The 25,708-nt window shown below is 72.7% G+C and carries 28 protein-coding genes; 11 read left to right on the top strand and 17 right to left on the bottom strand.

The annotated features are described in order from the left end of the window. Positions 1-5: 5 nt before the first annotated feature. The 3 genes from ACFVVX_RS17535 to ACFVVX_RS17525 form a co-directional block, all read right to left on the bottom strand. The gene (locus tag ACFVVX_RS17535) at positions 6-395 is read right to left on the bottom strand and encodes a hypothetical protein (RefSeq protein ID WP_387946349.1); all 390 of its coding nucleotides are present in this window, start codon (positions 393-395) and stop codon (positions 6-8) included. Between the two features lie 169 nt (positions 396-564). Then, complete coding sequence (gene rph, locus ACFVVX_RS17530; RefSeq protein WP_387946347.1) at positions 565-1,290, bottom strand: ribonuclease PH; 726 nt, start codon at positions 1,288-1,290, stop codon at positions 565-567. 120 nt (positions 1,291-1,410) lie between these two features. Beyond that, entirely contained in the window at positions 1,411-1,767 is a 357-nt protein-coding gene (locus ACFVVX_RS17525) for a glucose PTS transporter subunit EIIB (protein WP_387946568.1), read from the bottom strand. A gap of 280 nt (positions 1,768-2,047) precedes the next feature. Between ACFVVX_RS17525 and ACFVVX_RS17520 the strand changes: the two genes are divergently transcribed. From ACFVVX_RS17520 to ACFVVX_RS17505, 4 genes are all read left to right on the top strand, one after another. Beyond that, positions 2,048-3,337 (top strand): PTS transporter subunit EIIC, encoded by a 1,290-nt coding sequence (locus ACFVVX_RS17520; protein WP_387946566.1) that lies wholly within the window; start codon positions 2,048-2,050, stop codon positions 3,335-3,337. Positions 3,338-4,306: 969 nt separating this feature from the next. Continuing rightward, positions 4,307-5,584 (top strand): PTS transporter subunit EIIC, encoded by a 1,278-nt coding sequence (locus tag ACFVVX_RS17515; protein ID WP_387946345.1) that lies wholly within the window; start codon positions 4,307-4,309, stop codon positions 5,582-5,584. Between the two features lie 425 nt (positions 5,585-6,009). Continuing rightward, on the top strand, positions 6,010-7,035 hold the full coding sequence (locus ACFVVX_RS17510) for an LLM class flavin-dependent oxidoreductase (RefSeq protein ID WP_387946343.1): 1,026 nt from the start codon (positions 6,010-6,012) through the stop codon (positions 7,033-7,035). Further along, positions 7,032-8,318, top strand: coding sequence for an NtaA/DmoA family FMN-dependent monooxygenase (locus tag ACFVVX_RS17505; RefSeq protein WP_387946341.1), 1,287 nt, complete (start codon positions 7,032-7,034; stop codon positions 8,316-8,318). The genes ACFVVX_RS17510 and ACFVVX_RS17505 overlap by 4 nt, the downstream gene beginning before the upstream one ends. 47 nt (positions 8,319-8,365) lie before the next feature. Here ACFVVX_RS17505 and ACFVVX_RS17500 read toward each other — a convergent pair whose 3' ends face one another. Further along, positions 8,366-9,346, bottom strand: a complete 981-nt coding sequence (locus tag ACFVVX_RS17500; protein WP_387946339.1) for a LuxR C-terminal-related transcriptional regulator — start codon at positions 9,344-9,346, stop codon at positions 8,366-8,368. A gap of 151 nt (positions 9,347-9,497) precedes the next feature. Between ACFVVX_RS17500 and ACFVVX_RS17495 the strand changes: the two genes are divergently transcribed. After that, positions 9,498-10,412 (top strand): branched-chain amino acid transaminase, encoded by a 915-nt coding sequence (locus ACFVVX_RS17495; RefSeq protein ID WP_387946337.1) that lies wholly within the window; start codon positions 9,498-9,500, stop codon positions 10,410-10,412. A gap of 127 nt (positions 10,413-10,539) precedes the next feature. Here the strand turns inward: ACFVVX_RS17495 and ACFVVX_RS17490 are convergent, their stop codons facing one another. The 3 genes from ACFVVX_RS17490 to ACFVVX_RS17480 form a co-directional block, all read right to left on the bottom strand. Next, complete coding sequence (locus tag ACFVVX_RS17490) at positions 10,540-11,904, bottom strand: hypothetical protein (protein WP_387946335.1); 1,365 nt, start codon at positions 11,902-11,904, stop codon at positions 10,540-10,542. A gap of 232 nt (positions 11,905-12,136) precedes the next feature. Further along, on the bottom strand, positions 12,137-12,883 hold the full coding sequence (locus ACFVVX_RS17485; protein ID WP_387946333.1) for an MBL fold metallo-hydrolase: 747 nt from the start codon (positions 12,881-12,883) through the stop codon (positions 12,137-12,139). A 184-nt stretch (positions 12,884-13,067) separates the two neighbouring features. Further along, complete coding sequence (locus ACFVVX_RS17480; RefSeq protein WP_387946331.1) at positions 13,068-13,259, bottom strand: MarR family transcriptional regulator; 192 nt, start codon at positions 13,257-13,259, stop codon at positions 13,068-13,070. Between the two features lie 185 nt (positions 13,260-13,444). Here ACFVVX_RS17480 and ACFVVX_RS17475 point away from each other — a divergent pair, with 185 nt between their 5' ends. Next, entirely contained in the window at positions 13,445-13,894 is a 450-nt protein-coding gene (locus ACFVVX_RS17475) for a type II toxin-antitoxin system PemK/MazF family toxin (protein ID WP_387946329.1), read from the top strand. 73 nt (positions 13,895-13,967) lie between these two features. Here ACFVVX_RS17475 and ACFVVX_RS17470 read toward each other — a convergent pair whose 3' ends face one another. The 7 genes from ACFVVX_RS17470 to clpS all read right to left on the bottom strand — a co-directional run bounded on the left by ACFVVX_RS17470 (position 13,968) and on the right by clpS (position 18,721). Next, on the bottom strand, positions 13,968-14,936 hold the full coding sequence (locus ACFVVX_RS17470) for a PLP-dependent cysteine synthase family protein (protein WP_387946327.1): 969 nt from the start codon (positions 14,934-14,936) through the stop codon (positions 13,968-13,970). Positions 14,937-15,016: 80 nt separating this feature from the next. Further along, positions 15,017-15,295, bottom strand: coding sequence for a MoaD/ThiS family protein (locus ACFVVX_RS17465; protein ID WP_209416124.1), 279 nt, complete (start codon positions 15,293-15,295; stop codon positions 15,017-15,019). Between the two features lie 101 nt (positions 15,296-15,396). Further along, positions 15,397-15,516 (bottom strand): putative leader peptide, encoded by a 120-nt coding sequence (locus ACFVVX_RS17460; protein WP_387946324.1) that lies wholly within the window; start codon positions 15,514-15,516, stop codon positions 15,397-15,399. A 139-nt stretch (positions 15,517-15,655) separates the two neighbouring features. Next, positions 15,656-16,087, bottom strand: coding sequence for a Mov34/MPN/PAD-1 family protein (locus ACFVVX_RS17455; RefSeq protein WP_387946322.1), 432 nt, complete (start codon positions 16,085-16,087; stop codon positions 15,656-15,658). 64 nt (positions 16,088-16,151) lie between these two features. Further along, entirely contained in the window at positions 16,152-17,594 is a 1,443-nt protein-coding gene (locus ACFVVX_RS17450; protein WP_387946320.1) for an amino acid permease, read from the bottom strand. A gap of 201 nt (positions 17,595-17,795) precedes the next feature. After that, the gene (locus tag ACFVVX_RS17445) at positions 17,796-18,374 is read right to left on the bottom strand and encodes a DUF2017 domain-containing protein (RefSeq protein ID WP_387946318.1); all 579 of its coding nucleotides are present in this window, start codon (positions 18,372-18,374) and stop codon (positions 17,796-17,798) included. 53 nt (positions 18,375-18,427) lie between these two features. Beyond that, positions 18,428-18,721: an ATP-dependent Clp protease adapter ClpS gene (gene clpS / locus ACFVVX_RS17440; RefSeq protein ID WP_380522531.1), complete on the bottom strand. Its 294-nt coding sequence runs from the start codon at positions 18,719-18,721 to the stop codon at positions 18,428-18,430. Positions 18,722-18,878: 157 nt separating this feature from the next. Between clpS and ACFVVX_RS17435 the strand changes: the two genes are divergently transcribed. Together ACFVVX_RS17435 and ACFVVX_RS17430 are read left to right on the top strand one after the other, a co-directional pair. Continuing rightward, positions 18,879-20,195: a nicotinate phosphoribosyltransferase gene (locus ACFVVX_RS17435; RefSeq protein ID WP_387946316.1), complete on the top strand. Its 1,317-nt coding sequence runs from the start codon at positions 18,879-18,881 to the stop codon at positions 20,193-20,195. A gap of 129 nt (positions 20,196-20,324) precedes the next feature. Beyond that, a complete protein-coding gene (locus tag ACFVVX_RS17430; protein ID WP_387946314.1) occupies positions 20,325-20,915 on the top strand; it encodes an isochorismatase family protein in 591 nt (196 codons plus the stop codon). A gap of 16 nt (positions 20,916-20,931) precedes the next feature. On the opposite strand, the gene ACFVVX_RS17425 is transcribed toward ACFVVX_RS17430, so the two are convergent. After that, complete coding sequence (locus ACFVVX_RS17425; protein WP_387946312.1) at positions 20,932-21,969, bottom strand: hypothetical protein; 1,038 nt, start codon at positions 21,967-21,969, stop codon at positions 20,932-20,934. Between the two features lie 255 nt (positions 21,970-22,224). Between ACFVVX_RS17425 and ACFVVX_RS17420 the strand changes: the two genes are divergently transcribed. Then, positions 22,225-22,773 carry a hypothetical protein gene (locus ACFVVX_RS17420; RefSeq protein ID WP_387946310.1) on the top strand — a complete coding sequence of 183 codons (549 nt, stop codon included), beginning with the start codon at positions 22,225-22,227 and terminating at the stop codon, positions 22,771-22,773. 574 nt (positions 22,774-23,347) lie between these two features. Then, positions 23,348-23,791 (top strand): hypothetical protein, encoded by a 444-nt coding sequence (locus ACFVVX_RS17415; RefSeq protein WP_387946308.1) that lies wholly within the window; start codon positions 23,348-23,350, stop codon positions 23,789-23,791. A gap of 74 nt (positions 23,792-23,865) precedes the next feature. Here the strand turns inward: ACFVVX_RS17415 and ACFVVX_RS17410 are convergent, their stop codons facing one another. Beyond that, positions 23,866-24,456, bottom strand: a complete 591-nt coding sequence (locus ACFVVX_RS17410) for a DinB family protein (RefSeq protein ID WP_387946306.1) — start codon at positions 24,454-24,456, stop codon at positions 23,866-23,868. Between the two features lie 150 nt (positions 24,457-24,606). Beyond that, complete coding sequence (locus ACFVVX_RS17405) at positions 24,607-24,885, bottom strand: winged helix-turn-helix transcriptional regulator (protein ID WP_387946564.1); 279 nt, start codon at positions 24,883-24,885, stop codon at positions 24,607-24,609. A gap of 329 nt (positions 24,886-25,214) precedes the next feature. On the opposite strand from ACFVVX_RS17405, the gene ACFVVX_RS17400 reads away from it, so the two are divergent. Further along, positions 25,215-25,703 carry a GNAT family N-acetyltransferase gene (locus tag ACFVVX_RS17400; protein WP_387946304.1) on the top strand — a complete coding sequence of 163 codons (489 nt, stop codon included), beginning with the start codon at positions 25,215-25,217 and terminating at the stop codon, positions 25,701-25,703. Positions 25,704-25,708 lie beyond the last annotated feature (5 nt).

The raw sequence follows: 25,708 nt of genomic DNA, 5'->3' as shown, positions 1-25,708 counted from the left end.
GGACGTCAGCCGGTGCAGACCTGGGTGAGGTTGCCGGCGGCGTCGCCGAGCGGCTTGAGGTCCGGGACCTGCTTGTTGTTGACGGCGTGCTGGACCTTGTCGACCTGGGTCTGGAGGTCGGTGATGGCCTTGGCGACGTCGGTGTTCTTGGAGTTCTTGCCGAGCTGGTCGAGGTCGTTCTTCAGCTTCTGCAGGGACTGCCCGGCGGCCGCCGCGTCGTTGTTGGCGTTGTTGAACGCGCTGGTGACGTCGCTGATGTCACTGGTGATCTTGATCGCGGTGTTGCCGCAGTCCAGCGCCTTCTGGGCGGCCGAGCAGCTGACCGCGCTGAGCGGGAGGATGGCGATCAGGCCGGCCACGGCGAGGGTGGCGGGGCGAGCGATGCTCTGGGGCATCCGGTCCTCCTGGGTGCGCGGGTTCCGAGGGGGAAGGACGCGCGCCGAGGAGTGCACGGTTCCCGCAACGAGGTGCTGCGGGAACCGTAAGGGCTGCGGGCCCGGCCTGTACAGCGCCGGTGTCGACAACAGGCCGCGCCCCGGAGCCCGTTCGGGAGCCCGTGGGGACTCAGCCCTCCAGGGCCTTGCGCTGGATCTCGTCCAGCTCGGCGCAGCCGAGGGTGCCGAGGTCGAGGAGCTGGTCGAGCAGGGCGCGGTCGAAGGGGGCGCCCTCGGCGGTGCCCTGGACCTCGACGAAGCGGCCGTCGGAGGTGCAGACGATGTTCATGTCGGTCTCGGCGCGGACGTCCTCCTCGTACTGGAGGTCGAGCATGGGGACGCCGCCGATGATGCCGACGCTGACGGCGCTGACGCCGCCGGTGATGGGCTGGCCCTTGGCGCGGAGGATCTTCTTGTCGCGGGCCCAGGAGACGGCGTCGACGAGTGCGACGTAGGCGCCGGTGATGGCGGCGGTGCGGGTGCCGCCGTCGGCCTGGAGGACGTCGCAGTCGAGGACGATGGTGTTCTCGGCGAGGGCGCGGTGGTCGATGACGGCGCGCAGCGAGCGGCCGATGAGGCGGCTGATCTCGTGGGTGCGTCCGCCGATGCGGCCCTTGACGGCCTCGCGGTCGCCGCGGGTGTTGGTGGCGCGGGGGAGCATGGAGTACTCGGCGGTGACCCAGCCTTCGCCGCTGCCCTTGCGCCAGCGGGGGACGCCTTCGGTGACGCTGGCGGTGCACAGCACCTTGGTGTCGCCGTAGGAGATGAGGACGGAGCCTTCGGCGTGCTTGCTCCAGCCCCGTTCGATGGTGACGGGGCGGAGCTGGTCGGGGGTGCGGCCGTCGATGCGTGACATAGGCACCGAGCGTAGTCGTTGTGCGGGGGTGGCCGGTCGAGCGCCTCGGTGCGGGGCGGTGAACGTTTCGGCCCGCCGACCCGGAGGTCGGCGGGCCGGGGTGTGAGCCGGGGGCTCAGCTCACATCATGTCCTCGATGTCGGCGGCGATCGGGTCGGCGTCGGTGCCGATGACGACCTGGATCGCGGTGCCCATCTTGACGACGCCGTGGGCGCCGGCGGCCTTCAGGGCTGCCTCGTCGACGAGGGAGGCGTCCTTGACCTCGGTGCGCAGGCGGGTGATGCAGCCTTCGACCTCTTCGATGTTGTCGATGCCGCCGAGACCGGCGACGATCTTCTCAGCCTTGCTGGCCATCTGTTTCTCTCCCTCTGTCTCGGCACGCCGGCTGCTCTGCCGGGTGCCGTCCTGCGCTGTGCTGGGGGTGCCCCCGGCCGGAGGCTGGGGAAGGGGTCGCTGCCGGTGCTGATGCGGGCTCAGCTGCCGTGCTGCTGCTCGGCAGCGCGACCAGCATCACCCGGGCGGGACCGATCTGCCACGTTAGTCCACTTTTGGCCCATTCCGGCGCGCATGCTCTGGATCTTCGTCCGAGGATGTCGATCAGCGGGGCCTGTGGCCCCGGCGCGTGGCCTGCACCCAAAGTGGTCTACACCAATATATGTGTACTCCGATGAACGCAGGAAGCGCCCCGGGTGTTCCTGAGCTCCGTCCGAGGGTCCCGCACGGACCACCGGCCGGCAACTGCTCTCGGAGGGCGATGATGAGTTCGGCAGGCGCCACGGCACCGCAGTCCCTGTGGTGGCACACCTTCTACGGCGGACTCCAGAAGATGGGCCGCTCCCTCCAGCTGCCGGTGGCCGTGCTGCCGGCCGCGGGCATCCTCAACCGCCTCGGGCAGCCCGACGTGTTCGGCAAGGACGGCCTGGGCTGGGACGACGTCGCCAAGGTGTTCGCCGCGGCCGGCGGCGCACTGCTGGACTCCTCACTCGGCCTGCCGATGCTGTTCTGCATCGGCGTCGCGATCGGCATGGCGAAGAAGGCGGACGGCTCCACCGCGCTGGCGGCCGTGGTGGGCTTCCTGGTCTTCTACGCCGTCCTGCACGCCTTCCCCGAGGACTGCAAACTGCCGACGGTGCTGGTCGGCTCCCAGTGCGTGGACTTCACCTCGGCCAAGTCGGCCGCCGCGACCTACCAGAACCCGGGCGTACTGGGCGGCATCCTGATCGGCCTGCTGTCGGCCTGGCTCTGGGTGCGCTTCCACCGCACCAGGCTGGTCGACTGGCTGGGCTTCTTCAACGGCCGCCGCCTGGTGCCGATGATCACCGCCCTGGTGGGCATGGTGCTGGCGGTCCTGGCGGTCTGGGCCTGGCCGCCGATCGGCCGGGCCTTCAACGACATGAGCCAGGCCCTGGCCGACCTGGGCGCGGGCGGCGCGGGCATCTTCGGTGTCGCCAACCGCGCGCTGCTGCTGATCGGCATGCACCAGCTGCTGAACACCTTCGTCTGGTTCCAGTTCGGCGACTACACCAAGGCGGACGGCGTCGTCGTCCACGGCGACATCCCGCGCTTCCTGGCCGGCGACCCGACCGCGGGCCAGTTCACCTCCGGATTCTTTCCGATCATGATGTTCGCGCTGCCGGCCGCCGCACTGGCGATGGCGCACTCGGCCAAGCTCCACCGCCGCAAGGAGATCTACGGCCTGATGCTCTCGGTCGGCCTGACGTCCTTCGTGACCGGCGTCACCGAGCCGATCGAGTACTCGTTCGCCTATGTCGCCCCCGCGCTGTACGCGGTGCACGCACTGCTGACCGGCGCGTCGATGGCGATCACCTGGGCGCTGGGGGTGCACGACGGCTTCAGCTTCTCGGCGGGTCTGATCGACTACGCCATCAACTGGAGCCTCGCCACCAAGCCTTGGATGATCATCCCGATCGGGCTCGCCTTCGCCGTCGTGTACTACGCGCTGTTCCGGTTCATCATTGTGAAATTCGACATGAAAACCCCGGGGCGCGAGGACGACGACGAGGTCGAGGACGTGACCAAGGCATAAACCCAGCGTCACCGCGCCCATTTCAACGAAGGCCCTCGGACACTCCGTCCGAGGGCCTTCGGCATATCGGGAAAGGACCAAGGAACCGGGCCCGAAGGGCCGATGGCACTGGATCCCACACAGGGTCCGAATATTCGCCCGGGGAAATTCCGCGACCCGCCGGGCACCCGGGGCGGTGGGCCGTCCGACCGGCGGGGCCCGGCCTGCGGAGGGGGCGGGGGCGGCTCGGCCGGGACGGGACCGGGTGGGGGAAGGGCCCCCGGCGCCGGTGATCGACCGTTCGGCAATGCGCCACCGCCGTTCCCCGCGGGCGTCGCCATCCGTTTCGCCGAGAAGGCGGAGAAGGCCGGGGCGGCGGGCGGACCGCCAGGGCCGGTCGCAATGCGCCCGGGAATACCGGAGTGCTCGGACCAGCCCCGGCGAGTGCTTCCGACCTCCGGACCGGCCGCCGAACCGGCCGCGGGATCGACCGCCGCGGCCGGCCCGCGGCGGGGCGGCCACCGCGCACCGCGGTCCGGCCCGGGCGGACACCCCGGCCCGGACCTGCCGGGCACCTCGGTCCGGACCTTCCGGGCACCCCGGCCACGGCCGCCCTCGACCGGCCCCCGACCCGTCGGGCCGCCCCCGCCGCACCGGCCCGCGGGCACCCCGGACACGGCCCCGCCGGGCCGACCATTCGTCCACTGCCCGGCCCCGCCGAAGCCCTCCGGGCGGCACCCGCCGAGCGGTCGCGTCTTTTGTTGCGCAAATAGCCAAAATCCCAATCACGGCGGGTAATCATGATCGTCGATCCGCAAGTAGGTTTCGATTTCATAGCGCTTCTCACCAGCACCGCTTTCGGGGGTTCCCCCCCTTCTCCACCCGTGCTACAAAACTGGTCTACACCACGTGTGGTGTAGACCAGTTCGCGGTTCGGCCCCCTGTGCACCTCCCCCGACCGACCGCCCCTGTCGTTAGGAACCCACCCCCATGAGTCAGTCTGCGCAGGCACCGGCGCCCGCCGCGGCTCCGGCCACGCCAAGCCCCACCAAGAAGTTCGGCCAGAACCTGCTCCAGGGTCTGCAGAAGATCGGCCGCAGCCTCCAGCTGCCCATCGCCGTTCTGCCGGCCGCCGGCCTGCTGCTGCGCCTCGGCCAGGACGACGTCTTCGGCAAGGACGGCCTGGGCTGGGACAAGGTCGCCGCGGTGTTCGCCACCGCCGGTGACGCCGTCTTCGCCAACCTTCCGCTGCTCTTCGCGGTGGGCATCGCGATCGGCTTCGCCAAGAAGGCCGACGGCTCCACCGCGCTCGCCGCGCTGGTCGGCTTCCTGGTCTACAAGAACGTGCTGACCGCGTTCCCGATCACCGACGCGGTGGTCGCGGACGGCAAGTACACCGCCGCCACCTACCAGAACCCCGGCGTGCTCGGCGGCATCGTGATCGGTCTGCTCAGCGCCGTGCTGTGGCAGAAGTACCACCGCACCAAGCTGGTCGACTGGCTCGGCTTCTTCAACGGCCGCCGTCTCGTCCCGATCATCATGGCCTTCGTCGGCACCGCCGTCGGTGTCGTCTTCGCCCTGGCCTGGGGCCCGATCGGCGACGCCATCAAGAGCCTGAACGACTCCCTGATCAGTGCCGGCGCGCTCGGCGCGGGTGCCTTCGGCCTGGTCAACCGCGGTCTGCTGCCGGTCGGCATGCACCAGTTCGTGAACTCCTACGCCTGGTTCCAGACCGGTGACTTCACCAAGGCCGACGGCACCGTCGTGCACGGCGACCTGACCCGCTTCTTCGCCGGCGACCCGACCGCCGGACAGTTCATGTCGGGCTTCTACCCGATCATGATGTTCGCGCTGCCCGCCGCCGCGCTGGCCATCGCCCACGCCGCCAAGCCGCACCGCCGCAAGGCCGTCCTCGGCATGATGCTGTCGCTGGCGCTCACCTCCTTCGTCACCGGTGTCACCGAGCCGATCGAGTTCGCCTTCGTCTTCATCGCCCCGGCCCTGTACGTCATCCACGCGGTGCTGACCGCCATCTCGATGGCCGTCACCTGGGCGCTCGGCGTGCACGACGGCTTCACCTTCTCGGCCGGCCTGATCGACTACGCGCTGGCCTGGAACAAGGCCACCGACCCGTGGCTGATCATCCCGATCGGCCTGGTCTTCGCCGCCCTGTACTACTTCCTCTTCCGCTTCGCGATCGCGAAGTTCGACCTCAAGACCCCCGGTCGCGAGGACGACGAAGAGGTCGAGGACGTGACCAAGGCCTGACGCCGGTCACCCCCCGCACGCCGCTCACGACCCCGCCCCGCCACTCGCTCCCCCGAGTGGCGGGGCGGGGTCGTCCCGTACCCGGGGCCGTCCTGCCTCCCGGGGTCGTCCTGCCTCTCGGAGCCGTCCCACCTCTCGGGCCGCACGGCGAGACGGTGGTTGACGAACCAGCAAGATCGCTGGTCAACTGAAGCGGTGAACGCCCCGCGCATCCTGGTCACCCGCAGCCACATCGACTTCGGTCGCGTGTGGTCCGCGGCGTGTTGCGCCTGATCCTCGCCGTTCCCCCGCTGCCGCCCGGCTGACCTCCCGCCGCGCCGCCGCCCCGCTTCCAGCCACTCGTGTCCGCCCGCCCCACGCGGGCCACCGCCACGCACCCGCGTGCACGCCGCACGCAGTCGCACGAGGAAAGTCAAGGCCCCGCCATGCCCCGCCAGCTGCACCTTTCCGCTGCCCTCGACAGCCCCGGCCGGTTCGACGCCGGACACTTCACCGCCCTCGCCCGCCTCGCCGAACGGGCCACCCTGGACTTCGTCACCCTGGACGACTCGTACACCCCCGAGCCGCGCCGGCTCGACGCCCTCGCCACCTTCTCCCGGCTTGCCCCGCTGACCGGCGGACTCGGCCTCGTCCCGACCGTCACCACCACCCACACCGAGCCCTTCCACACCTCGATCTCCGTCAACACCCTGGACTGGGTGAGCGAGGGCCGGGCCGGCTGGCTGGTCGGCGTCTCGGACACCGAGGCGGAGGCCCGCGCCTTCGGGCGGCGGCCCGTCGCGCCCGCCGACGCGCTCTGGGCCGAGGCCGCCGACGCCGCCGAGGTCGCCGCCCGGCTCTGGGACAGCTGGGAGGACGACGCGGAGATCCGCGACGTCGCGACCGGCCGGTTCATCGACCGCGACCGGCTGCACCACATCGACTTCGAGGGCCCGCACTTCTCCGTACGCGGCCCCTCCATCACCCCGCGCCCGCCGCAGGGCCGCCCGGTCGTCGCGGTACCGGTCGCCGCGGCTGACCTCGCCCCGGACGCCTCGGCCGGCGGCCGGGCCCGGGTCGAGACGGCCGTCCGGCACGCCGACGTCATCCTGCTCGACGCCCCCGACCGAGCCGCCCGGCTGACCGCCGCCACCCGGCTGCGGCTGCACGCGGGCGAACGCCTGCGGATCCTCGCCCGAATCGACGCCGACCTCCCCGATCCGGCCGCGGCCTCCCGGCTGGTCGAGCACCTCACCGAGGTCGGCGGCGGCGTCGACGGCTTCCACCTGGTGCCCGCCGACCCGGCCCGCGACCTGGCGGCCGTCGCCGACCGGGTCGTCCCCGCGCTGCGCGAGCGCGGACTGTTCCGCACCGCCTACCCCGGCCGCACGCTGCGCGACAGCCTCGGCCTGACCCGCCCCGCCAGCCGCTACGCGCTCGCCGCCGCCGCTCCCACCGAGGTGACCCGATGACGGACCGACCGCTCAAGCAGATCCACCTCGCCGCGCACTTCCCCGGCGTCAACAACACCACGGTGTGGACGGACCCGCAGTCCCGGAGCCAGATCGACTTCTCCTCCTTCCGCCATCTCGCCGAGACGGCCGAGCGCGGCAGGTTCGACTTCCTCTTCCTCGCCGAGGGCCTGCGGCTGCGCGAGGTCAAGGGCCGCATCCACGACCTCGACGTGGTGGGCCGACCCGAGTCGATCACCGTGCTGAACGCGCTGGCCGCCGTCACCACCCACCTCGGGCTGGCCGCCACCGTCAACGCCACCTTCAACGAACCGTACGAACTGGCCCGGCGGTTCGCCTCGCTGGACCACCTCTCCGGCGGGCGCGCCGCCTGGAACGTCGTCACCTCCTCGGACGCCTTCACCGGTGAGAACTTCCGCCGGGGCGGCTACCTCGACCGCGCCGACCGCTACACCCGGGCGGCCGAATTCGTCGAGCTGGCCCGGAAGTTCTGGGACGGCGACGAGGAGACCGTGCACCACGTCGGGCCGCACTTCGAGGTCGAGGGACGGTTGTCACTGCCCCGCCCGCCGCAGGGCCACCCGGTGGTCATCCAGGCCGGGGACTCCGACGAGGGCCGGGAGTTCGCCGCCGCCGCGGCCGACGTCGTCTTCAGCCGGCACTCCACCCTGGCCGACGGCCAGGCCTTCCACGCCGACGTGAAGCGGCGGCTGGCCGCGTACGGCCGCAAGCCGGACGAGCTGAAGATCATGCCCGGGGTGACCTACGTCCTGGGCGACACCGACGCCGAGGCCGCCGAGCGCGCCACCGAGATCCGCCGGGCCCAGGTCGGACCGCGGACCGCGATCGCCTTCCTGGAGCAGGTCTGGGGCATCGACCTGTCCGACCACGACCCGGACGGGCCGCTGCCCACCGTCGACCCCGACCCGGACAGCGCCCTCGTCCAGGGCCGGACCAGGATCGGCGACCCGCTGGAGATCGCCGCCAAGTGGCGGGCGGTGGCGGCCGAGAAGCGGCTCAGCAGCCGCGAGCTGGTGATCGAGCTGACCGGCCGGCAGTCCTTCATCGGCTCGCCGGAGACGGTCGCCGCGCAGGTCGACCGGTACGTCCAGCAGGACGCGGCGGACGGCTTCATCCTCGTCCCGCACCTCACCCCCGGCGGCCTGGACGACTTCGTCGACCGGGTGGTGCCGCTGCTCCAGGAGCGCGGGGTGTTCCGCACCGACTACACCGGGACGACGCTGCGCGACCACCTCGGACTGCCCGTCCCCGGGCGGCGCTAGCACCCGGACGCCCGGTCCGCACCCGCCTCGGCCCTGCTCAGATCTGCTCAGATCCGGCCGAGGCGGGCCGCGTGCACACCGGCCTGGAAGCGGCTCTCCGCCCCCAGGTCGGCGATCAGCTCGGCGACCAGTCGGCGGACCGTCCGCTCGGACACCTCCAGCTTGCGGGCGATCGCCGTGTCCGTGAGCCCGGCGGCGAGCAGTCGCAGCACCTCGATGTGACGATCAGTCATTTCGACTGCGCCGGAGAGAAGTTCGGGAGGGGTCCAGGCGCCCGCCCAGAAGTACTCGAACAGTTCCGCCACCAGCGCCACCAGGGCCGGCTCGCGGACCACCACCGCCGCCTCGGCCCCCGGGGCGCCGCCCGGGCCGGCCCCCGGAGCGGGCAGGATCGCCAGCCGGGCGTCCACCACGATCAGCCAGAGCGGCAGGCTGTGGGCGGCCCTGATCCGGGCGCCGGCGCCGGTCAGTTCGCGGACGTGCGCCAGCACCGCGGGCCGGCGCAGCGCGGCGGCCGGGTAGATGGTGCGCAGGGTGGCGCCGTGGGCGAGGGCGAGTCGTTCGCGGGCGAGCTTGCCGGCCAGGGCCGGGCCGGAGAGGTCCTGGCCGGGGCGCAGGGAAAGGGCCTCGGTGCGGGCGCCGCGGGCGGCGTCCTCCAGGAGGGCGGCGATGCGGTCGGCGCCGCGGACGAGTTCGAGGGCGGTGCCGGCGTGGTGGCGGTGCTGGATCGGCAGGTAGCCGGTGTGCAGGCGTTCGACGGTGTCGCGGGCGTGGTGGAGGGCGTCGACGAGGGCGGTGACCTTGGTGTCGGTGTCGAGCAGGAGTTGGCGCAGGGCGGTGTCGACGGAGACGGCGCCGTGGCCGGGGGTACCGGTGGCGGTGGGCTGGAGCAGGCCGAGGGTACGGAGTTCGGCGGTGGCGGCGGCGGTGCGGGTCTCGTCCCAGCCGGGGTGGGCGGCCGGTGGGCCGGGGTCGGCGAGCAGGCGGGCGTAGAGCTGGGTGGCATCGCTGCCGGTGGGGCTCTCCATCGGCGCAGCGTAGTGAGACCGGGCGGGGGCGGGCCGGGGTTTCCGCAGTGCGAGACGGGCCATGGCCGGGGTCGCTTCCGCTCTCGGCCATGGCCGGTTCCGGCAGCTCCGGGCGGCTGACCTGCGGCGCGGCGGTGGTGAGGATGGGCCCATGGTTCTTCCCGAGGCTTCGATGATCTGGTTGGACGGCGCCCTGGTGCCGTGGCGGGATGCGCGGACGCATGTCCTGACGCACGGTCTGCACTACGGGACGGGGGTGTTGGAGGGGACGCGGGTGTTCGCGACGGCGGACGGTCCGGCGGTGTTCCGGCTGTTGGAGCACCTGCGGCGGCTGGAACGCAGTGCGCGGATGCTGCGGATGGAACTGCCGTACGGTGTGGATGAGCTGGCGAAGGCGACTGTGGACCTGGTGCGCGCCAACGGCCACCGCTCCTGCTACCTGCGGCACTTCGCGTTCCTGGGCTACGGCTCGATGGGGCTGGACATGCGTGACTCCCCCACCACGACGTCGATCGCGAGTTGGGAGTGGCAGTCCCAACTCCCTTCCGGTGAGGCGGGGATCAGGGTGAAGACGAGCAGTTGGCGGCGGAACGACCCGAACGCGGTGCCGCCGGCGGCGAAGGCGACCGGGCCGTATCTGAACGCGGTGCTGGCGCGCCGGGAGGCGACCGACGCGGGGTACGACGAGGCCCTGCTGCTGGGCCCGGACGGCTCGGTGAGCGAGTGCACCGCCGAGAACGTGTTCGCCGTCCGCGACGGGGTGCTGCGCACACCGCCGACCAGTGCGGGCGCCCTGGAGGGGATCACCCAGGACACCGTGCTGACGGTGGCCCGTGAACTCGGTCTGCCGGTCCGGGTGGAGGGGCTGCTGCGCTCCGACCTGTACGCGGCGGACGAGGTGTTCGTCTGCGGGACGGCGGCCGGGGTCGTTCCGGTCCGCTCGTTGGACGACCGGGAGCTGCCGGCCGCGCCGGGCCCGGTCACCGCCCGGCTGCGGGCGGCGTACGGGGCGGCGGTGTCGGGTGCCGATCCGCGGTACCGGCACTGGCTGACGCCGGTGGACTGAACGCCGCCGCCCCCGCTGCCCGGGTCGGGGCGGCGGGGGCGGCGGGTCGCCACCGGTCAGGGCGAACGGTTCAGCGCGAACGCTCGGAGCGAGCGGTTCGGAGGGTGGCGGTTCGGAGGGTGGCGGTTCAGAGCGAGCGGCGCCGGCGGCGGAGCCCGGCCAGCGCGGCGGCTCCGGCACCGAGCAGCAGGGCGGCGGCGCCGGCGATCCGGCCGGTGTGGTCGGCGTCGGCGCCGGTGGTGGCCAGGCGCTCGGCCGGTGCGGGGGCAGCCGCGGCGGGGGCGGCGGCGACGGCCTGGCCAGCTGCGGCAGCCGGGGCGGCCGGAGCGGAGGCGGCCGCGGTCGGGGTGGCCGCCGGGGCCGGGGTGGTGATCTCGGCGGCGGGCTTCGGTGCGGGGGCGGGCGCGGTGGTCTTCGGCTTCGGCCCGGCCCCGCCGGTGCCAGGGGTGGCGGCCGGAGCGCCGGTCGGGTCGGCGGGCGTCTTCGGCCCGGCCTCGGTGACCTGGACGTTGACGGTGCCCGAGCAGTTGGTGGTGCCGTGGAAGGGCCGGTCGAGGCCCTCGTTGACGAAGACGCAGGGCTGCAGCGCGGTGACCCCGACGGGCATGCCGGCGGGGTAGCTGACCCGCACCCGCTTGGTGGTGGCGCTCCCGGGTGCGGCCGAGGAGTTCCGGCCGTCGAGGTAGTAGCCCACCGTCCCCTGCTCGTCCTCTCCCCGGGGCACCGCGGGCAGCGCCGTCCAGCGGCCGTCGGCGCCGCGCACCTCCAGCTTGGCGCGCTCGTCGGTGAAGAGCACCTGTCCGAGGTTGGTGTAGGCCGACGGGCTCGGGTTGCCGAGCACCGCGTCGAACTCGATCGGCGCACCGCCCGCGACGGCCGTGCCCGGCACGCCGGTGATGCGGCCGGAGATCGCGGCCACCTTGATCGTGTGGCTGTCGGAGAGCGCCGGCTCGACCGGGTGGTCCAGCCACCAGCCCTTCACCTCCGTGCGCAGGGTGAGGACCGGGCCGACGCCGCCGTTGCTCATGCCGTTGTGCGCGGTGCCCATCGGCACGCCGACGCGCAACCGGACGTCGGTGCCGCCCGGCGGCACGATGATCTTGCCGGCGACGCCCGAGAAGACGATCCCGTCCCCGTCGGTCCGGGAGGTCAGCGGGATGCTCTCCCAGTCGCCGAGGCTGTTCACGAAGTCCAGGCTGACGGCCTTCTCCGGCGCTCCGCCGTCGGTCCGCAGCGACAGCTCCAGCGCGACGCCGAAGCCCTCGTCCCCCTTGTTGCCGATGGTCTCGGTGAACTCCACCGGCTGGCCCGCGAACCCGACCGAGGCCGGGGCGTGGACGGTGAGGCCGAGCGGCCCCGCGGTGGCGGACGCCGGTGCGGCGGCCGTCACGCCGCCGGCGACCAGCCCGGCGACCAGTCCGGCGGTGAGGACGGCGGCCGGGACGGCGCCGCGGACCCGGCGGACGGCGAGGTCGAGGTGGTTCTTGCGCATGCTGTTCCCCCCGGAACCCGTGCCCGGACGGCGGTGACGCCGCGCGGGCAGCACGAAGCGACGTGCTGGCGAGTGTGGTCTCGGCCGGCCCGACGGGCCCGGCCGCTGCGCGCCGCTTCCGCGCCGCTCACTAACCAGGACGCACGGGGGCCCGGGAGGTTGCAGGTGGTTTCGGAAAACCTTCGGCCAGGTCCTGTCCGGACGCTGGTCCGCGGGGTGCCCGCCGGACTGCTCAGATCTCGTAGACGGCGCCGGCCCGGGCGATCTCCACCGGCCCGGCGAAGGCGGCGGCGGCGTCCCGGCGGTTGTGCTCGGCGTCGGTCCACGGCGGGATGTGGGTGAGGACCAGGCGGCGGGCGCGGGCGGCGGTGGCGTGTTCGCCGGCCTCGCGGCCGTTGAGGTGGACGGACCGGTAGGTGTCGCGGCCGTCGATGTAGGCGGCCTCGCAGAGGAAGAGGTCGCTGTCGCGGGCGAGCTCGACGAGTTCGGCGCTCTCGCCGGTGTCGCCGGAGTAGACGAAGGTCCGGCCGTCGTGTTCGAGGCGGAACGCGAAGGCGTCGACGGGGTGGTTGACCTGGGCGACGCCGATCCTGAACGGGCCCAGGTCGAAGGTGCCGGGGGTGAGGGTGCGGAAGTCGAAGACCTCCTTCATCCCGGGGTTCTCCGGCATGTCGTAGGCCCGGGCCATCCGTTCGGCCGTCCCGGCGGGCCCGTAGACGGGCATCGGGTCGGGACAGCCCTCGGCGCGGTAGTTGCGGGCGACCCAGTAGGCGCAGAGGTCGATGCAGTGGTCGGCGTGCAGGTGGCTGAGCAGGACGGCGTCGACCTCGTAGAGGCTGACGTACTTCTGCAGTGCGCCGAGTGCGCCGTTGCCGAGGTCGAGTACGACGCGGTAGCCGTCGGCCTCCACGAGGTAGCTGGAGCAGGGCGAGTCGGTGGACGGGAAGCTCCCCGAACACCCCACCACGGTCAGTTTCATCCGAGCCCCTCCGCCCCGACACGTCTTGGCTGCTGGTCCATGGCAGCGCGGGCCGGTGAACCGGCCGGTAGCACTGCGTTCGCGTGTCGAGAGTAAGGGCGGAGGGGCACTTTGCCCCCGTCTCCGTGCCGCGCTGTGGCTGGAATCACCAGAACGCCGGGGGCGGGGGCGGCGGCGGGGCGGGTCAGCGGCGGCCCGGTCGTTTGCGGGCCCAGGCCTTGATCGTGTCGGGGTGCCAGCGGGGGTGGCCGCTGCCGTCGATGACGTCCGGGTCGGGGAGCAGACCGTGTCTGCGGTAGTTGCGGACGGTTTCCGGCTGGACGTTGATGTGGCGGGCGATCTCGGCGTACGACCACAGGTCGGTGCTGCGGCTCACGGGGTCACCTCCGGCTGCATGGGGGGACGTGCGTGATCAGCCTTTCCGGACCTTGAGGGTGTCTTTACCGCAGAACGGACTCTGTGGTCATTCCGTGACGAACCGGGAGCAGGGAACGGACAAATACCCGACTGTCACGGCGGCCGTGCTGGTGGCGCGGGGTGCGGTCCCGGTACGGTCGGGCCATGACTGGCATCTGGGTGGTCCTGGCGCTGGCGGCTGTCGCGGTCCTGGCCGCCGTGGTGTCCGCGCTGGTCCGGCGCGCGCGGCGGACGACCGCCCCCGCCCCGGCGCCGACCCGTCCGGCGCGGCGGGGCCGGGGCCCGGCGCCGCAGGAGATCTGGTGGGCCGAGGTGCCGTTCGAGGACGGCCCGGGGTCGAAGGACCGCCCGTGCCTGGTGCTGCGGGTGAACGCGCGCACCGCGACCGTCGCCAAGATCACCAGCAAGCACCACGCGGACCGGCCCGGTGTCCTGCCGCTGCCGCCCGGCTCGGTCGGCGACCGGACCGGCCGGACCAGCTGGCTGGAGACGGACGAGCTGCGCGAGGTGCCGCTGTCGGCGTTCCGCCGCCGCGCGGGCGCGGTGGACCAGCAGATCTGGGCCCGCGCCCGGCGCGCGGCCTCCTCGCAGTGAGGCTGTCGAGCCTTCTCACAGTGAGGCTGTCGGGCCCTCTCGCAGCGGGCCCGTCAGCGCCCGGACGACCGGGTCAGGCCCAGAGCTGGCCCTGCAGCGCCTCGACGGCCTGTTCGGTGGTCTCGGCGGTGTAGATGCCGGTGGACAGGTACTTCCAGCCTCCGTCGGCGACGACGAAGACGATGTCGGCGCGCTGCCCGGCCGCGGCGGCCTTGCGGCCGACGCCGATGGCGGCGTGCAGGATGGCGCCGGTGGAGACGCCCGCGAAGACGCCCTCCTGCTGGAGGAGTTCGCGGGTGCGGCGGACGGCGTCGGCCGAGCCGACCGAGAAGCGGGTGGTGAGCACCTCGGCGTCGTACAGCTCGGGGACGAAGCCCTCGTCGAGGTTGCGCAGGCCGTAGACCAGGTCGTCGTAGCGCGGCTCGGCGGCGACGATCTGCACGCCGGGGACCTTCTCGCGCAGGAAGCGGCCGACGCCCATCAGGGTGCCGGTGGTGCCGAGGCCCGCCACGAAGTGGGTGACGGCGGGCAGGTCGGCGAGGATCTCGGGGCCGGTGGTGGCGTAGTGGGCGCCGGCGTTGTCGGGGTTGCCGTACTGGTAGAGCATCACCCAGTCGGGGTGCTCGGCGGCGATCTCCTTGGCGATCCGCACGGCGGTGTTGGAGCCGCCGGCGGCCGGGGACGGGATGATCTCCGCGCCCCACATGCGCAGCAGCTCGCGGCGCTCCTCGCTGGTGTTCTCCGGCATCACGCAGACCATCCGGTAGCCCTTGAGCTTGGCGGCCATGGCGAGCGAGATGCCGGTGTTGCCGCTGGTGGGCTCCAGGATGGTGCAGCCGGGGGTGAGCAGTCCGGCGGCCTCGGCGCGCTCGATCATGTGCAGCGCCGGGCGGTCCTTGATGGAGCCGGTGGGGTTGCGGTCCTCCAGCTTGGCCCAGAGGGTGACCAGGCCGTCGGTGTTGCCGGGGACGGCGGAGGAGATCCGGGGCAGGCGGACGAGCGGGGTGTTGCCGACGGCGTCGAGCGGGCTGTCGTAACGCAAGGGGGGCCTCCGGCAACGGGGGTGGGGGTCGGGAGCGGCGGCTCTCCCGCCCGTGCGGACGCGGGCGGGAGAGCGGGAGGTCAGCGCGCGCCGCCGGCCACGGCGGGCAGGATGGTGACGCTGTCGCCGTCGGCGAGGGCCGTGGAGATGCCCTCCAGGAAGCGGACGTCCTCGTCGTTCAGGTAGACGTTGACGAAGCGGCGCAGCTCGCCGCCCTCCAGCAGGCGGGCGGCGATGCCCGGGTGGCGGGCGTCGAGGTCGTGGAAGAGCTCCCCGAGGTTGCTGCCGGTGCCCTCGACGGCCTTGGCGCCGTCGGTGTAGGTGCGGAGGATGGTCGGGATGCGGACCTCGATGGCCATGGCTGCGCTCCTGTGCGAGTCGTGAGGTGGGTGGGCCGCAACGGACGCGGCGGGGCTGGGCGGGCCCGGGGCCGGGTCGGCGGCGGGCCTGGGCAGGCGGCTCAGTGCGAGCGCGCCTGCGTGCCGGGACAGATCGCGCTGGCGAGCCGGCACAGGTCGATGTGCAGGCGCGCCACGAGGCGGGTGCCCGGGGCCTGGTTGCTCACATCGACGGAACGCATGGGCTCATCGTATAGATTCCCGGCCCGGCTCCGACATGCCTGTCTCGCAATCCGGATGTTTCCGTATCTGCTGCTGAGATGAGAGGGGCCCGCCGACTGCTCGCGGGCGGTCGGCGGGCCGTGCCCAGGGGGGTGCCGGTCAGGGCTGGTGGGCCTCGACGACCTGGACGTCTTCTTCTGTGATCTCGCCGTCCACGATGCGGAACGAGCGGAACTCGTACGGGTCGTCCGCGCCGTTGCCCTCGGCGGTGGAGACCAGCACGTAGTGCGCGAACGGCTCGGAGGCGTAGGTCACATCGGTGCGGGAGGGGTAGGCCTCGGTGGCGGTGTGCGAGTGGTAGACGATCACGGGCTCCTCGTCCCGGTCGTCCATCTCGCGGTAGAGCTTGAGCAGGTCACCCGAGTCGAACTCGTAGAAGGTGGGCGAGCGGGCGGCGTTGAGCATCGGGACGAACCGTTCGGGCCGCCCGGTTCCGGCCGGTCCGGCGACCACGCCGCAGGCCTCGTCCGGGTGGTCGGCGCGGGCGTGGGCGACGATCGCGTCGCGCAGTTCTCGGGTGATGGTCAGCATGCGGTCAGGATAGCCACGCCCCGGCGGGTGTCCGCCGGGGCGTCCACGGCCCGGACCGGGCCGGTCAGTTGCCCTCGCGGGCGTGCAGGTGGTCGTGGGCGACGCCGTGCACGGCCTGCGGGCGGACGCGCTTGAGCGTCTGGTAGCCGACGACCAGCAGCAGGGCCCAGGCCGGGAAGACGTACAGCGAGATCCGGTTGTCGCGGTCGAGGGCGATCAGCACGACGACCAGGACGAGGAAGGCCAGCGCGGCCCAGCTGCTCCACAGGCCGGTGGGGGCCTTGAAGCCGGGCGGCGGCAGGTGGCCGCCCTGCCAGGCCTTGCGGTAGCGGATCTGGCAGATCAGGATCATCGCCCAGGTCCAGAGGCCGCAGACGGTCGCCACCGAGGTGATGTACTCGAACGCCTTGGCGGGGACGAGGTAGTTGAGCACCACGCCGGCGCCCATCAGCAGGCAGGAGAAGGTGATCGCGACGGCGGGGCTGCGGTGGGAGTTGAGCCTGGTGAGCCGCCCGGGGGCCTGGCCGCGCAGGGCGAGGTCGCGCAGCATCCGGCCGGTGGAGTACATCCCCGAGTTGCAGGAGGAGAGGGCGGCGGTGAGCACCACGAAGTTGATGATGCCGGCCGCGGCGGGGATGCCGATCTTGCCGAAGGCGGCCACGAACGGGCTGACGCCCGGCTGGAACTCGGTCCACGGCACCAGCGACAGGATGACCACCAGGGCGCCGATGTAGAACAGCGCGATGCGCCAGGGCAGGGTGTTGATGGCGCGCGGCAGGGTCTTCTGCGGGTTCTCGCTCTCGCCGGCGGTGACGCCGACCAGTTCGACGCCGAGGTAGGCGAACATGACGATCTGCAGCGTCATCACGGTGGCGCCGATCCCCTTGGGGAAGAAGCCGCCGTCGTCCCAGAGGTTGGTGATCGACGCGGTGTCACCGGCGTCGCTGAAGCCGAGGGTGAGCACCCCGATGCCGATCAGGATCATGCCGATGATGGCCGTCACCTTGACCATGGAGAACCAGAACTCGATCTCGCCGAACAGCTTCACCGAGATCAGGTTGGCCCCGTAGAGGATCACCAGGAAGGTGAGCGCGCTGAGCCACTGCGGGATGCCGGGTTCCCAGAACTTCACGTAGACGGCGGCGGCGGTGGTCTCCGCCATGCCCGTGACCACCCAGAACAGCCAGTACGTCCACCCGGTCACGAAGCCGGCGAAGGGGCCGAGGAACTCCCGCGCGTACTCGGCGAAGCTGCCGGCGACCGGGCGGTAGGTGAGCAGCTCGCCCAGCGCCCGCATGATCACGAAGATCACCACGCCGGCGACGGCGTAGGACAGGATCAGGCTCGGGCCGGACTTGGAGATCGCGGTGCCGGCGCCGAGGAAGAGGCCGGTGCCGATGGCGCCGCCGATGGCGATCATCTGGATCTGGCGGCTGCCCAGGCCCCGCTCGTAGCCCTCCTCGTCCGGCTTGGAGTCGACGACTTCGTCGTAGAGCCGTTCGGCCATGGTGCACCGTCCTGGGGGTGGTCTGGGGGGATGGACTCGTGGGGTGGAGCAGTCGTACCACGCAGTGCCCGGATACCGGTGTTCATCTGAGCGACATTTGAGCATGTCCCGCTAGGGTTTCGCCCGATTTGAACGAGAATGCCCCGGCCCCCTGTCCAGCATGCGGACAGGGGGTCGGGGCGGGGCCCGTGAGCTGCGGAATCAGTCCGCGATCGCCTCCAGCAGCGACTCCTGGAGGGCGCCGAGCCACAGGTACGCCATCACCAGCGGCTTGCGCTCGTCGGCGTCCGGCAGGTCGTACAGACCCTGCTCGTCCTCCTCGGTGACCTCCAGTCGCACGCCCAGGGTCAGGCGCAGGTCGTTGAGCGCCCCCAGCCAGCGCAGGCAGTCGGCGGAGGCCGTCTTCAGCACCCCGCCCTCGCCGCCGAGGCCGTCCAGGGCGCGCACGACGTACAGCGCGTCCTCGCGCTTGCGGGCGCGCAGGTCCAGCTCGGTGTAGCGGCGGAACTCGCCCGCCATGGCCTCGCTCTCGGCGTCCGCCGGCCGCTCCGGATCGCCGTAGGCGTCCGGGAAGAGCCGCGCCAGCGCCGGATCGGCGGGCGCCTCGCTGGGCCCCTCGGCGAACAGCGCGGCCAGCGGGTCGCCTCCGCCGTCGCCGCCCGGGCCGGGGCCGATCAGCTCCAGCATCTGCACCTCCAGGGAGCGCAGGATGGAGACCTCCACCTCGTCCAGCGCGATCGCCGCGCTCCCGCCGCCGGCACTCTCGAACAACCCAGCCATCTGTATCGGTCAGCCCGTCTCGTCGAATCGGTGGTGTGCGCGGCCCGCGCCGGTCAGTCGTGCTGCAGCGTGGCCCACAGGCCGTAGCCGTGCATCGCCTGCACGTCGCGCTCCATCTCCTCGCGGGAGCCGCTGGAGACCACCGCCCGGCCCTTGCTGTGCACGTCCATCATCAGCTTCCTGGCCTTGTCCTTCGGGTATCCGAAGTAGGCCTGGAAGACGTACTGGACGTAGCTCATCAGGTTGACCGGGTCGTTGTGGACGATGGTCACCCACGGGGTGTCCGGCTCCGCCACCGGCAGGCCTTCGACCTCCGGGCGCTCGATCTCCACGGGCGCGACACTCACCGCCGGGTCCTCCTTGCTCTCCGCTGCTCCCACATGCCCTGACAGCCCCATGCTGCCATCCGGGGGACCCGGGGGCGATTCCGCCCCGGGGCGGCGCGCGGCGCCCCTCCCGCGAGAAATCGTCACTCTGACGCTAAGTGGTAGTAGCATCATCCTCATGGACGCCACTTCCGTGCGCGCAGCCGGCTCGACCGCGCTGCTCACCGACCGCTACGAGCTCACCATGCTGCAGGCCGCCCTGCGCAGCGGAGCCGCGCACCGCCGCTCCGTCTTCGAGGTCTTCACCCGCCGGCTGCCGAACGGCCGCCGCTACGGCGTGCTGGCCGGCACCGGCCGGGTGCTGGACGCCGTCGAGAACTTCCGCTTCACCGCCGCGCAGCTCGACTGGCTGGCCGACCAGGGCGTGGTCGAGGACGACACGCTGCGCTGGCTGGCCGACTACCGCTTCACCGGCGACATCCACGGCTACCCGGAGGGCGAGGCCTACTTCCCCGGCTCGCCGGTGCTCACCGTGGAGGGCACCTTCGCCGAGGCGGTGATCCTGGAGACGGTCATCCTGTCGATCCTCAACCACGACTCGGCGATCGCCGCCGCCGCCTCCCGGATGACCGCCGCCGCCGGCGGCCGCCCGTGCATCGAGATGGGCGCCCGGCGCGCCCACGAGCAGGCCGCGGTGAGCGCCGCCCGCGCCGCGTACGTGGCCGGTTTCGGCGCCACCTCCGACCTGGAGGCCGGCTTCACCTACGGCATCCCGACCACCGGCACCGCCGCGCACGCCTTCACCCTGGTGCACGACAGCGAGCGGGACGCCTTCCGGGCCCAGATCGCCTCGATGGGCAAGGGCACCACCCTGCTGGTCGACACCTTCGACCTGGGCGAGGCCGTCCGCACCGCCGTCGAGGTGGCCGGACCCGAGCTCGGTGCGGTGCGCATCGACTCCGGCGACCTCACCCTGCTGGCCCACCGGGTCCGCCGCCAGCTGGACGAGCTGGGCGCCGACCGGACCAGGATCATCGTCACCTCGGACCTGGACGAGTACGCCATCGCCGCGCTCGCCGCCGCCCCGGTGGACGGCTACGGCGTCGGCACCAGCCTGGTCACCGGCAGCGGCCACCCGACCTGCTCGATGGTCTACAAGCTGGTCGCCCGCGCGCAGACCGACGGCGGACCGCTGCTGCCGGTCGCCAAGCGTTCGGCGGGCGCCAAGAGCAGCGTCGGCGGCCGCAAGTGGGCGGCCCGCCGGCCCGACGCGGACGGCGTGGCCGAGGCCGAGGTGGTCGGCACCGGCCCGATCCCGGCGGAGCTGGAGCCGTACCTGGTGCAGGTGCCGCTGGTCCGGGCGGGCGAGGTGGTCGGCCGGGAGCCGCTGAGCGCCGCCCGCGAGCGGCACATCCGGGCGCGTGCGATGCTCCCCCTGTCGGCCACTCAGCTCTCCAAGGGCGAGCCGGTGCTGCCGACCGAGCTGATCGTCTGACCGGTGTCGCACGGAACCGGCGGCGGCCGCGGGCCTTCCGCCCCCGTGCGTCACTCCCTAGAGTCAGCCGTAGAGTTCCACGAACGCCACTGCCGGGGCACAGACCCCCCACAACCGAGGATGCGAGCCATGCACCGGGCACTGATCGTCGTCGATGTGCAGAACGACTTCTGCGAGGGCGGCAGCCTGGCCGTCACCGGGGGTGCCGAGGTGGCCGCCGCGATCACCGACCTGATCGCCGAGTCCTCCCCCGGCTACCACCACATCGTCGCGACCCGGGACTGCCACGTCGACCCGGGGGACCACTTCTCCACCGAGCCGAACTACGTCGACAGCTGGCCGGTGCACTGCGTCGCGGGCACCGAGGGCGTGGGGTTCCACCCCAACTTCGCGCCCTCGGTCATCTCGGGCGCGGTCGAGGCGGTCTTCGACAAGGGCGCCTACGCGGCGGCCTACAGCGGGTTCGAGGGGCGGGACGAGAACAACCGCGGGCCCGCCGACTGGCTGCGCGAGCGGCAGGTGACCCAGGTGGACGTGGTCGGTCTCGCCACCGACCACTGCGTCAAGGCGACCGCCCTGGACGCCGCCCGGGCCGGCTTCACCACCCGCATCCTGCTGGACCTGACCGCGGCCGTGGCGCAGGCGACCACCGACAGCGCGCTGGCCGAACTGCGGGCGGCCGGGGTCGAACTGGTCGGCACGCCGCTGGTGCGCCGGTAACCCCGCGGGGCGCCCGTCACCGCTCGGTGACCAGCAGCTCCACCACGTCGGTGCCGCCCGCCAGGAAGGCCTCGCGCAGCTCCGCGCCGACCGCGTCCGGCTCGGCGGCCAGCCGCGCACCGGAGACGTAGACAACCCGCACCCCCAGGTACTCCATCCGGTGCTGGCCGCCGCGCACCCAGGCGGCCTCGCCCTCGCTGACGCAGCGCAGCTCCGAGTCGACCTCGACCGCCACGCCCGCCTGCGGCCAGTACAGGTCGGGGACGGCGATGTAGGTGCCGCCGCGCATCCGCAGCTCGGGGCCGGTCAGCGGGACGGGCAGCAGCCACTCGTCGACCAGCTCGCCGAGCCGCTCCAGCACCGCGTCCCGCTCGGCGGCCAGCAGCTCGTCCAGCGCGGCCCGCACCCGCGGGTCGGCGACCAGTCCGGAGTCGGTCAGCTCGGCGGTCAGCTCCCGCACCGTGCAGCGGGCGTCCGGCCGGGCCACCGCCTCGCGCAGCACCGCGCGGACCAGCCGGGGGCCGGCGCCGCCGGGCCCGCCGGCCAGCAGGGCGCCCTGGTCGGTCCACTCGCGCAGCGCGTCGGCGACCGCCCGGGCGACCGGCGCACAGGCCAGTCCGTGCACCGAACGGGCCACCAACTCCCGCTCGGTGCGCCGGATCCGCACCTCGCCGGCGTCCTTCAGCCGGCGCTGGCGCGGCACCAGGACGTCCACCCCGGTGACCGCGGGCAGCCGGGGCACGGCGGCGAAGCCGTACAGTGCCAGCGCGGCCGTGCCGGTGATCACCGCGCCCTCCCCGCGGCCCTCCTCCCGGCCGTTCTGCGCCGCGTACAGCAGGGCGGCCCACATCCGCTGCTCCGGGGTCGGCTCGCCGAGCTGCAGCAGGTAGACCCGGGGCAGCAGCCGCTGCCAGGGCCCGCCCCGGCGGCAGTGCTCGCTGACCACCCGGGCCGGCACGCCCCGGGCCCGGAGCTGGCTGGCGGTGATGACGTTCTGCTGACGCTTCGCCAGCTCCTCCAGGGACGGCGGCGGCGACGGAATCTGGTAGCTCATGCCGACACCATCCCCAACACCCCGGACCGGCCATCGGCCGCCTGACGCACTGTTACCCAACCGTCGCGAAACCGGGACCAGCCTGCACTAAAGTCCCCATACCCTCACCCATTCGGCGTAATAGACAGTCATATGGTTGTCATCATTGATCAATGTCGATCGCCGACCAGGTCGTCTGACCGAGGGTGACCAATCGCATACGCCGAAGCGCCATCGGGCGTCACCACCACGCTCCGGATTGCCTACCCTTAGTTCATGTCACGTGACGAGACCGCCGGCCTCCGCGCGGCCCAGCTCCGCCTCGGCCGCCTGCCCGGATACGTCCGCCGGCCGGACCCGGCCCGCCGCAGCGGCGAACAGGGCCATACGTACAAGAAGGGCTGGGAGGTCCGCTTCACCGCGCGGAGCGAGGCCGAGATAGCCGAGATCCGCGACCTGGTGGTCGCCGCCGGATTCGCCCCGGCGAGACCGTTCTTCAAGGGCCATCAGCTGATCCAGCCCGTCTACGGGATGGCCGCCGTCCAGGCCTACCTGGCGGCGAGACAGGCCGCCGAGGAGCATGCCGCCCGGGCCGCCGTCCGGGACCGGCGGGACGGTGACGCCGACTGCACCGCTTCCGGCGCGGACCGGCCGGCCGCCATCGCCGAGTCCACCACTGCGGCGGCTGCTGCGGCCGCGGCGGCAGCAGCAGCCGCGGCCCAGCTGGCCCGGCGGCGGGCCGTCGAGGCCTTCCCGGCACAGATCGAGCGGAGTACCGCGGCGGACGGCCGGATCTCCACCGCGGAGGCCCGCCACCGACACTGACCCCGCCTCACTTTCCCGCACCGTTCGAGAATCAACCCCGACCGGCTCCGACCGGCCGCGTCCGGGTCGATCCCACAGGGTGGCGGCCGACAGCCGGCGGGACCCCCGGAGCGCCGCCACCACACACAGGACCGCGACCGCACTCCCTTCGCCGTGCCCACCCGACCCGACGCGCCCGATCCGACGCGCCCGCAGCGCGCGTCGGCCCCGCGCGCGCGCCCACCCCGACCGTGACGGTGGTCATGGTCGCGCGGACGGTTGCGCGGACGCGGCCGCACGCCGTGGACGTGGACGCGGGCCTGCGCAGGGCCTACGGTGGCACATCAGGCTTCGTGCGACCACCGCCGCCCACCCTCCCTGACCAGCGACGACGCATCCACCACCGCACCGCCGATGCCACCGCGCACCGCTCTCCCGCCGACCCTCGCGCCGACCCCCTCCACCGGAACCGGCCGAGCGGCGGCACGTTCCGGGCATTCAATCCGATTGGTCACCCAGTGCGCCGAGCGCCTACCGTAGAGTGAGCACAGATGATCGACCGCCAGAAGCCCATCTCCCTTGCCGAGAAGCAGAGATGACCAACCGTCATGACAGCACCGCCGAACCTCCCCCGGGGTTCGACGAACCGCCCTCCATGCCACTGGAGTTCGCGGCGTTCTGCGAGCTGCACCGGCCGCGCTACCTCAGCTACGCCCGGGTCTGGCTGCCCGACCAGGCCGAGGCGGCCGGCGCCGTCCAGCAGGCCTTCGCCGAAATCGCCGTCCAGTGGCGCGAGTTGCTGGGAGGATCCAACCCGACCGCGGACGCCTGGCAGATCCTGTGCGGCACCGTCACCGAGTACACCCGGCAGTGCGAACCGGACGCCCGGCCCTACCACCCCGCCGACGACGACCTGGCGATCCTGCACTACGTCATCGGCCTCGCCGCCCCCGAGATCGCCGACGTCGTCGGCACCGACACCGCCAGCGTGGCCGGCCGACTCCGCCGGACCATGCTGCGCGAGGCCTCCGGCTGGTGATCCCAGCGGGGGCCTTGCGCCCTTCCCCGGGGACCGGCCACCGAACCGGACTCCCCCGCGGCCGCGTTCGCCGGTCAGGCCCCCGCCCCCGTCACGTCGTACAGGTGGTGGACCGGGTCGTGGATCAGGTAGCGGGCGAAGGACTCCACCGTGAAGCGCGCGCCGTCGCTGCGGCGGCCGGTGCGCTGCCACTGCTCGCCCTCGACCTGCTCGAAGGCGTCCGCGAGGACCTGCGCGGCGGCGGCCAGGTCCACGGCGACGTCCTTCGGCCGCTGCTCCTGGTAGCGCTCGGCGACGGCCGTCGCGTCCTGGTTCCAGTTCGGGAAGAGCGGGCCCTCCTGGTCGAGCATCAGGCCCAGCCGGACGTGGAACAGCCGGAAGACGTCCCGGACGTGGCAGGCGTACTCCAGGTCCGACCAGGTCCCCGGGGCGGGGCGGTGGCGCAGCCCCTCCTCGTCCCCGGCCAGCACGGCCTGCCAGGCCTCGGCATTCGCCCGGACCATCCCGGCGACGTCCTCGCGGGCCACCGCAGGAGTGTCCAGTCCGCAGTCCGTACACGGGCGCTCCAGCACCCAGGTCCAGTCCTTGGTGTCGGGGACGATGGCGTCCGGGGCGGCGACGGCTTCGGCGGGGGCGGGGACGGCAGCGTTCCGAGGTGAGGTCATGCCTCCATGATCTCGGCCGGGGCTTCGCCCTCACCACCGCCGTGACCGCCAGTGCCCGCCGAAATACTGCCAGCGCGGCCGGCCCCGGGACGCCTGCGACGCCCCGCGCCCCGCTCTCGGTGCCGGTGCCCGGTGCCCGGTACCCGACGCTCAGTGCTCCCGCTCGTACGCCTCCCTGGCCTCCAGCAGGGAGCGCAGGTTCTCCCGGCTCCACGCGCAGACCGCGTCCATCGGCCCCAACAGCGAGCGGCCGATCGGCGTCAGCCCGTACTCGACCCTCGGCGGGTTCTCGGCGTACTCGGTCCGGACGACCGCGCCGTCGTGCTCCATCGCGCGCAGCGACTCCGCGAGCACCTTCGGCGTGATGCCGGCCAGCGGCACCCGCAACTCGGAGAAGCGGCGCGGTCCGTCCTCCAGGCAGCGCATGATCTTCCAGGTCCACTACCGTTGAAGTTACCGGCACCCCCCGGTCTACCGTCACACCTCGACGGCGGGCGACACCGCCCCCGGCACCGGCCGCTACCGGGTCGGCGGTCCGCAGGTACTCGGCGAGCGGATCGCCCAGGCCGACCTCGCGGTGGCCGTCCTCGACGAGATCACCGCACCCGCGCACCACCGGGAGCAGATCGCCGTCGCCGCCTAGGCCCGCCCTGCCCCACCTGCCGCTTCCACCCCTCTCGCCCTCCTGCCCCTTCCGTCCCTTCTGTCGCAGAGAAACCGCTGGTCGAATCGCGGCACTCCGGCAGATACTGGCCCGCATGCTCATTCGCGAAGCCACCGCCGACGACTGGCCCGCCATCTGGCCCTTCCTGCACGAGATCGTCGCCGCCGGCGAGACCTACAGCTGGGACCGTGACACCACCGAGGAGCGGGCCCACGCCCTCTGGTTCAAGCCCGCCCCCGGCCGCGTCTTCGTCGCCGTCGACCCGGACGGCACCGTCCTGGGCACCGCCGAGAGCCACCCCAACCAGTCCGGCGGCGGCTCGCACGTCGCCAACGCGGGCTTCATGGTCGACCCCCGCCACTCCGGCCGGGGCGTCGCCCGCGCCCTGTGCGCACACGTCCTCGACCAGGCCCGCGCCGACGGCTACCGCGCGATGCAGTTCAACGCCGTCGTGGAGACCAACCACCGCGCCGTGGCGCTCTGGCAGACCTTCGGCTTCGAGGTCCTCACCACCGTCCCCGAGGCGTTCCACCACCCCGACAAGGGCTACGTCGGCCTGCACGTGATGTACCGGAAGCTCTGAGCCGC

The sequence above is a fragment of the Kitasatospora sp. NPDC058170 genome, assembly GCF_042883905.1.
GTDB lineage: Bacteria > Actinomycetota > Actinomycetes > Streptomycetales > Streptomycetaceae > Kitasatospora.
Note: the sequence above shows the minus strand (reverse complement) of the source record. Positions and strands in the feature narration are given on the sequence as shown.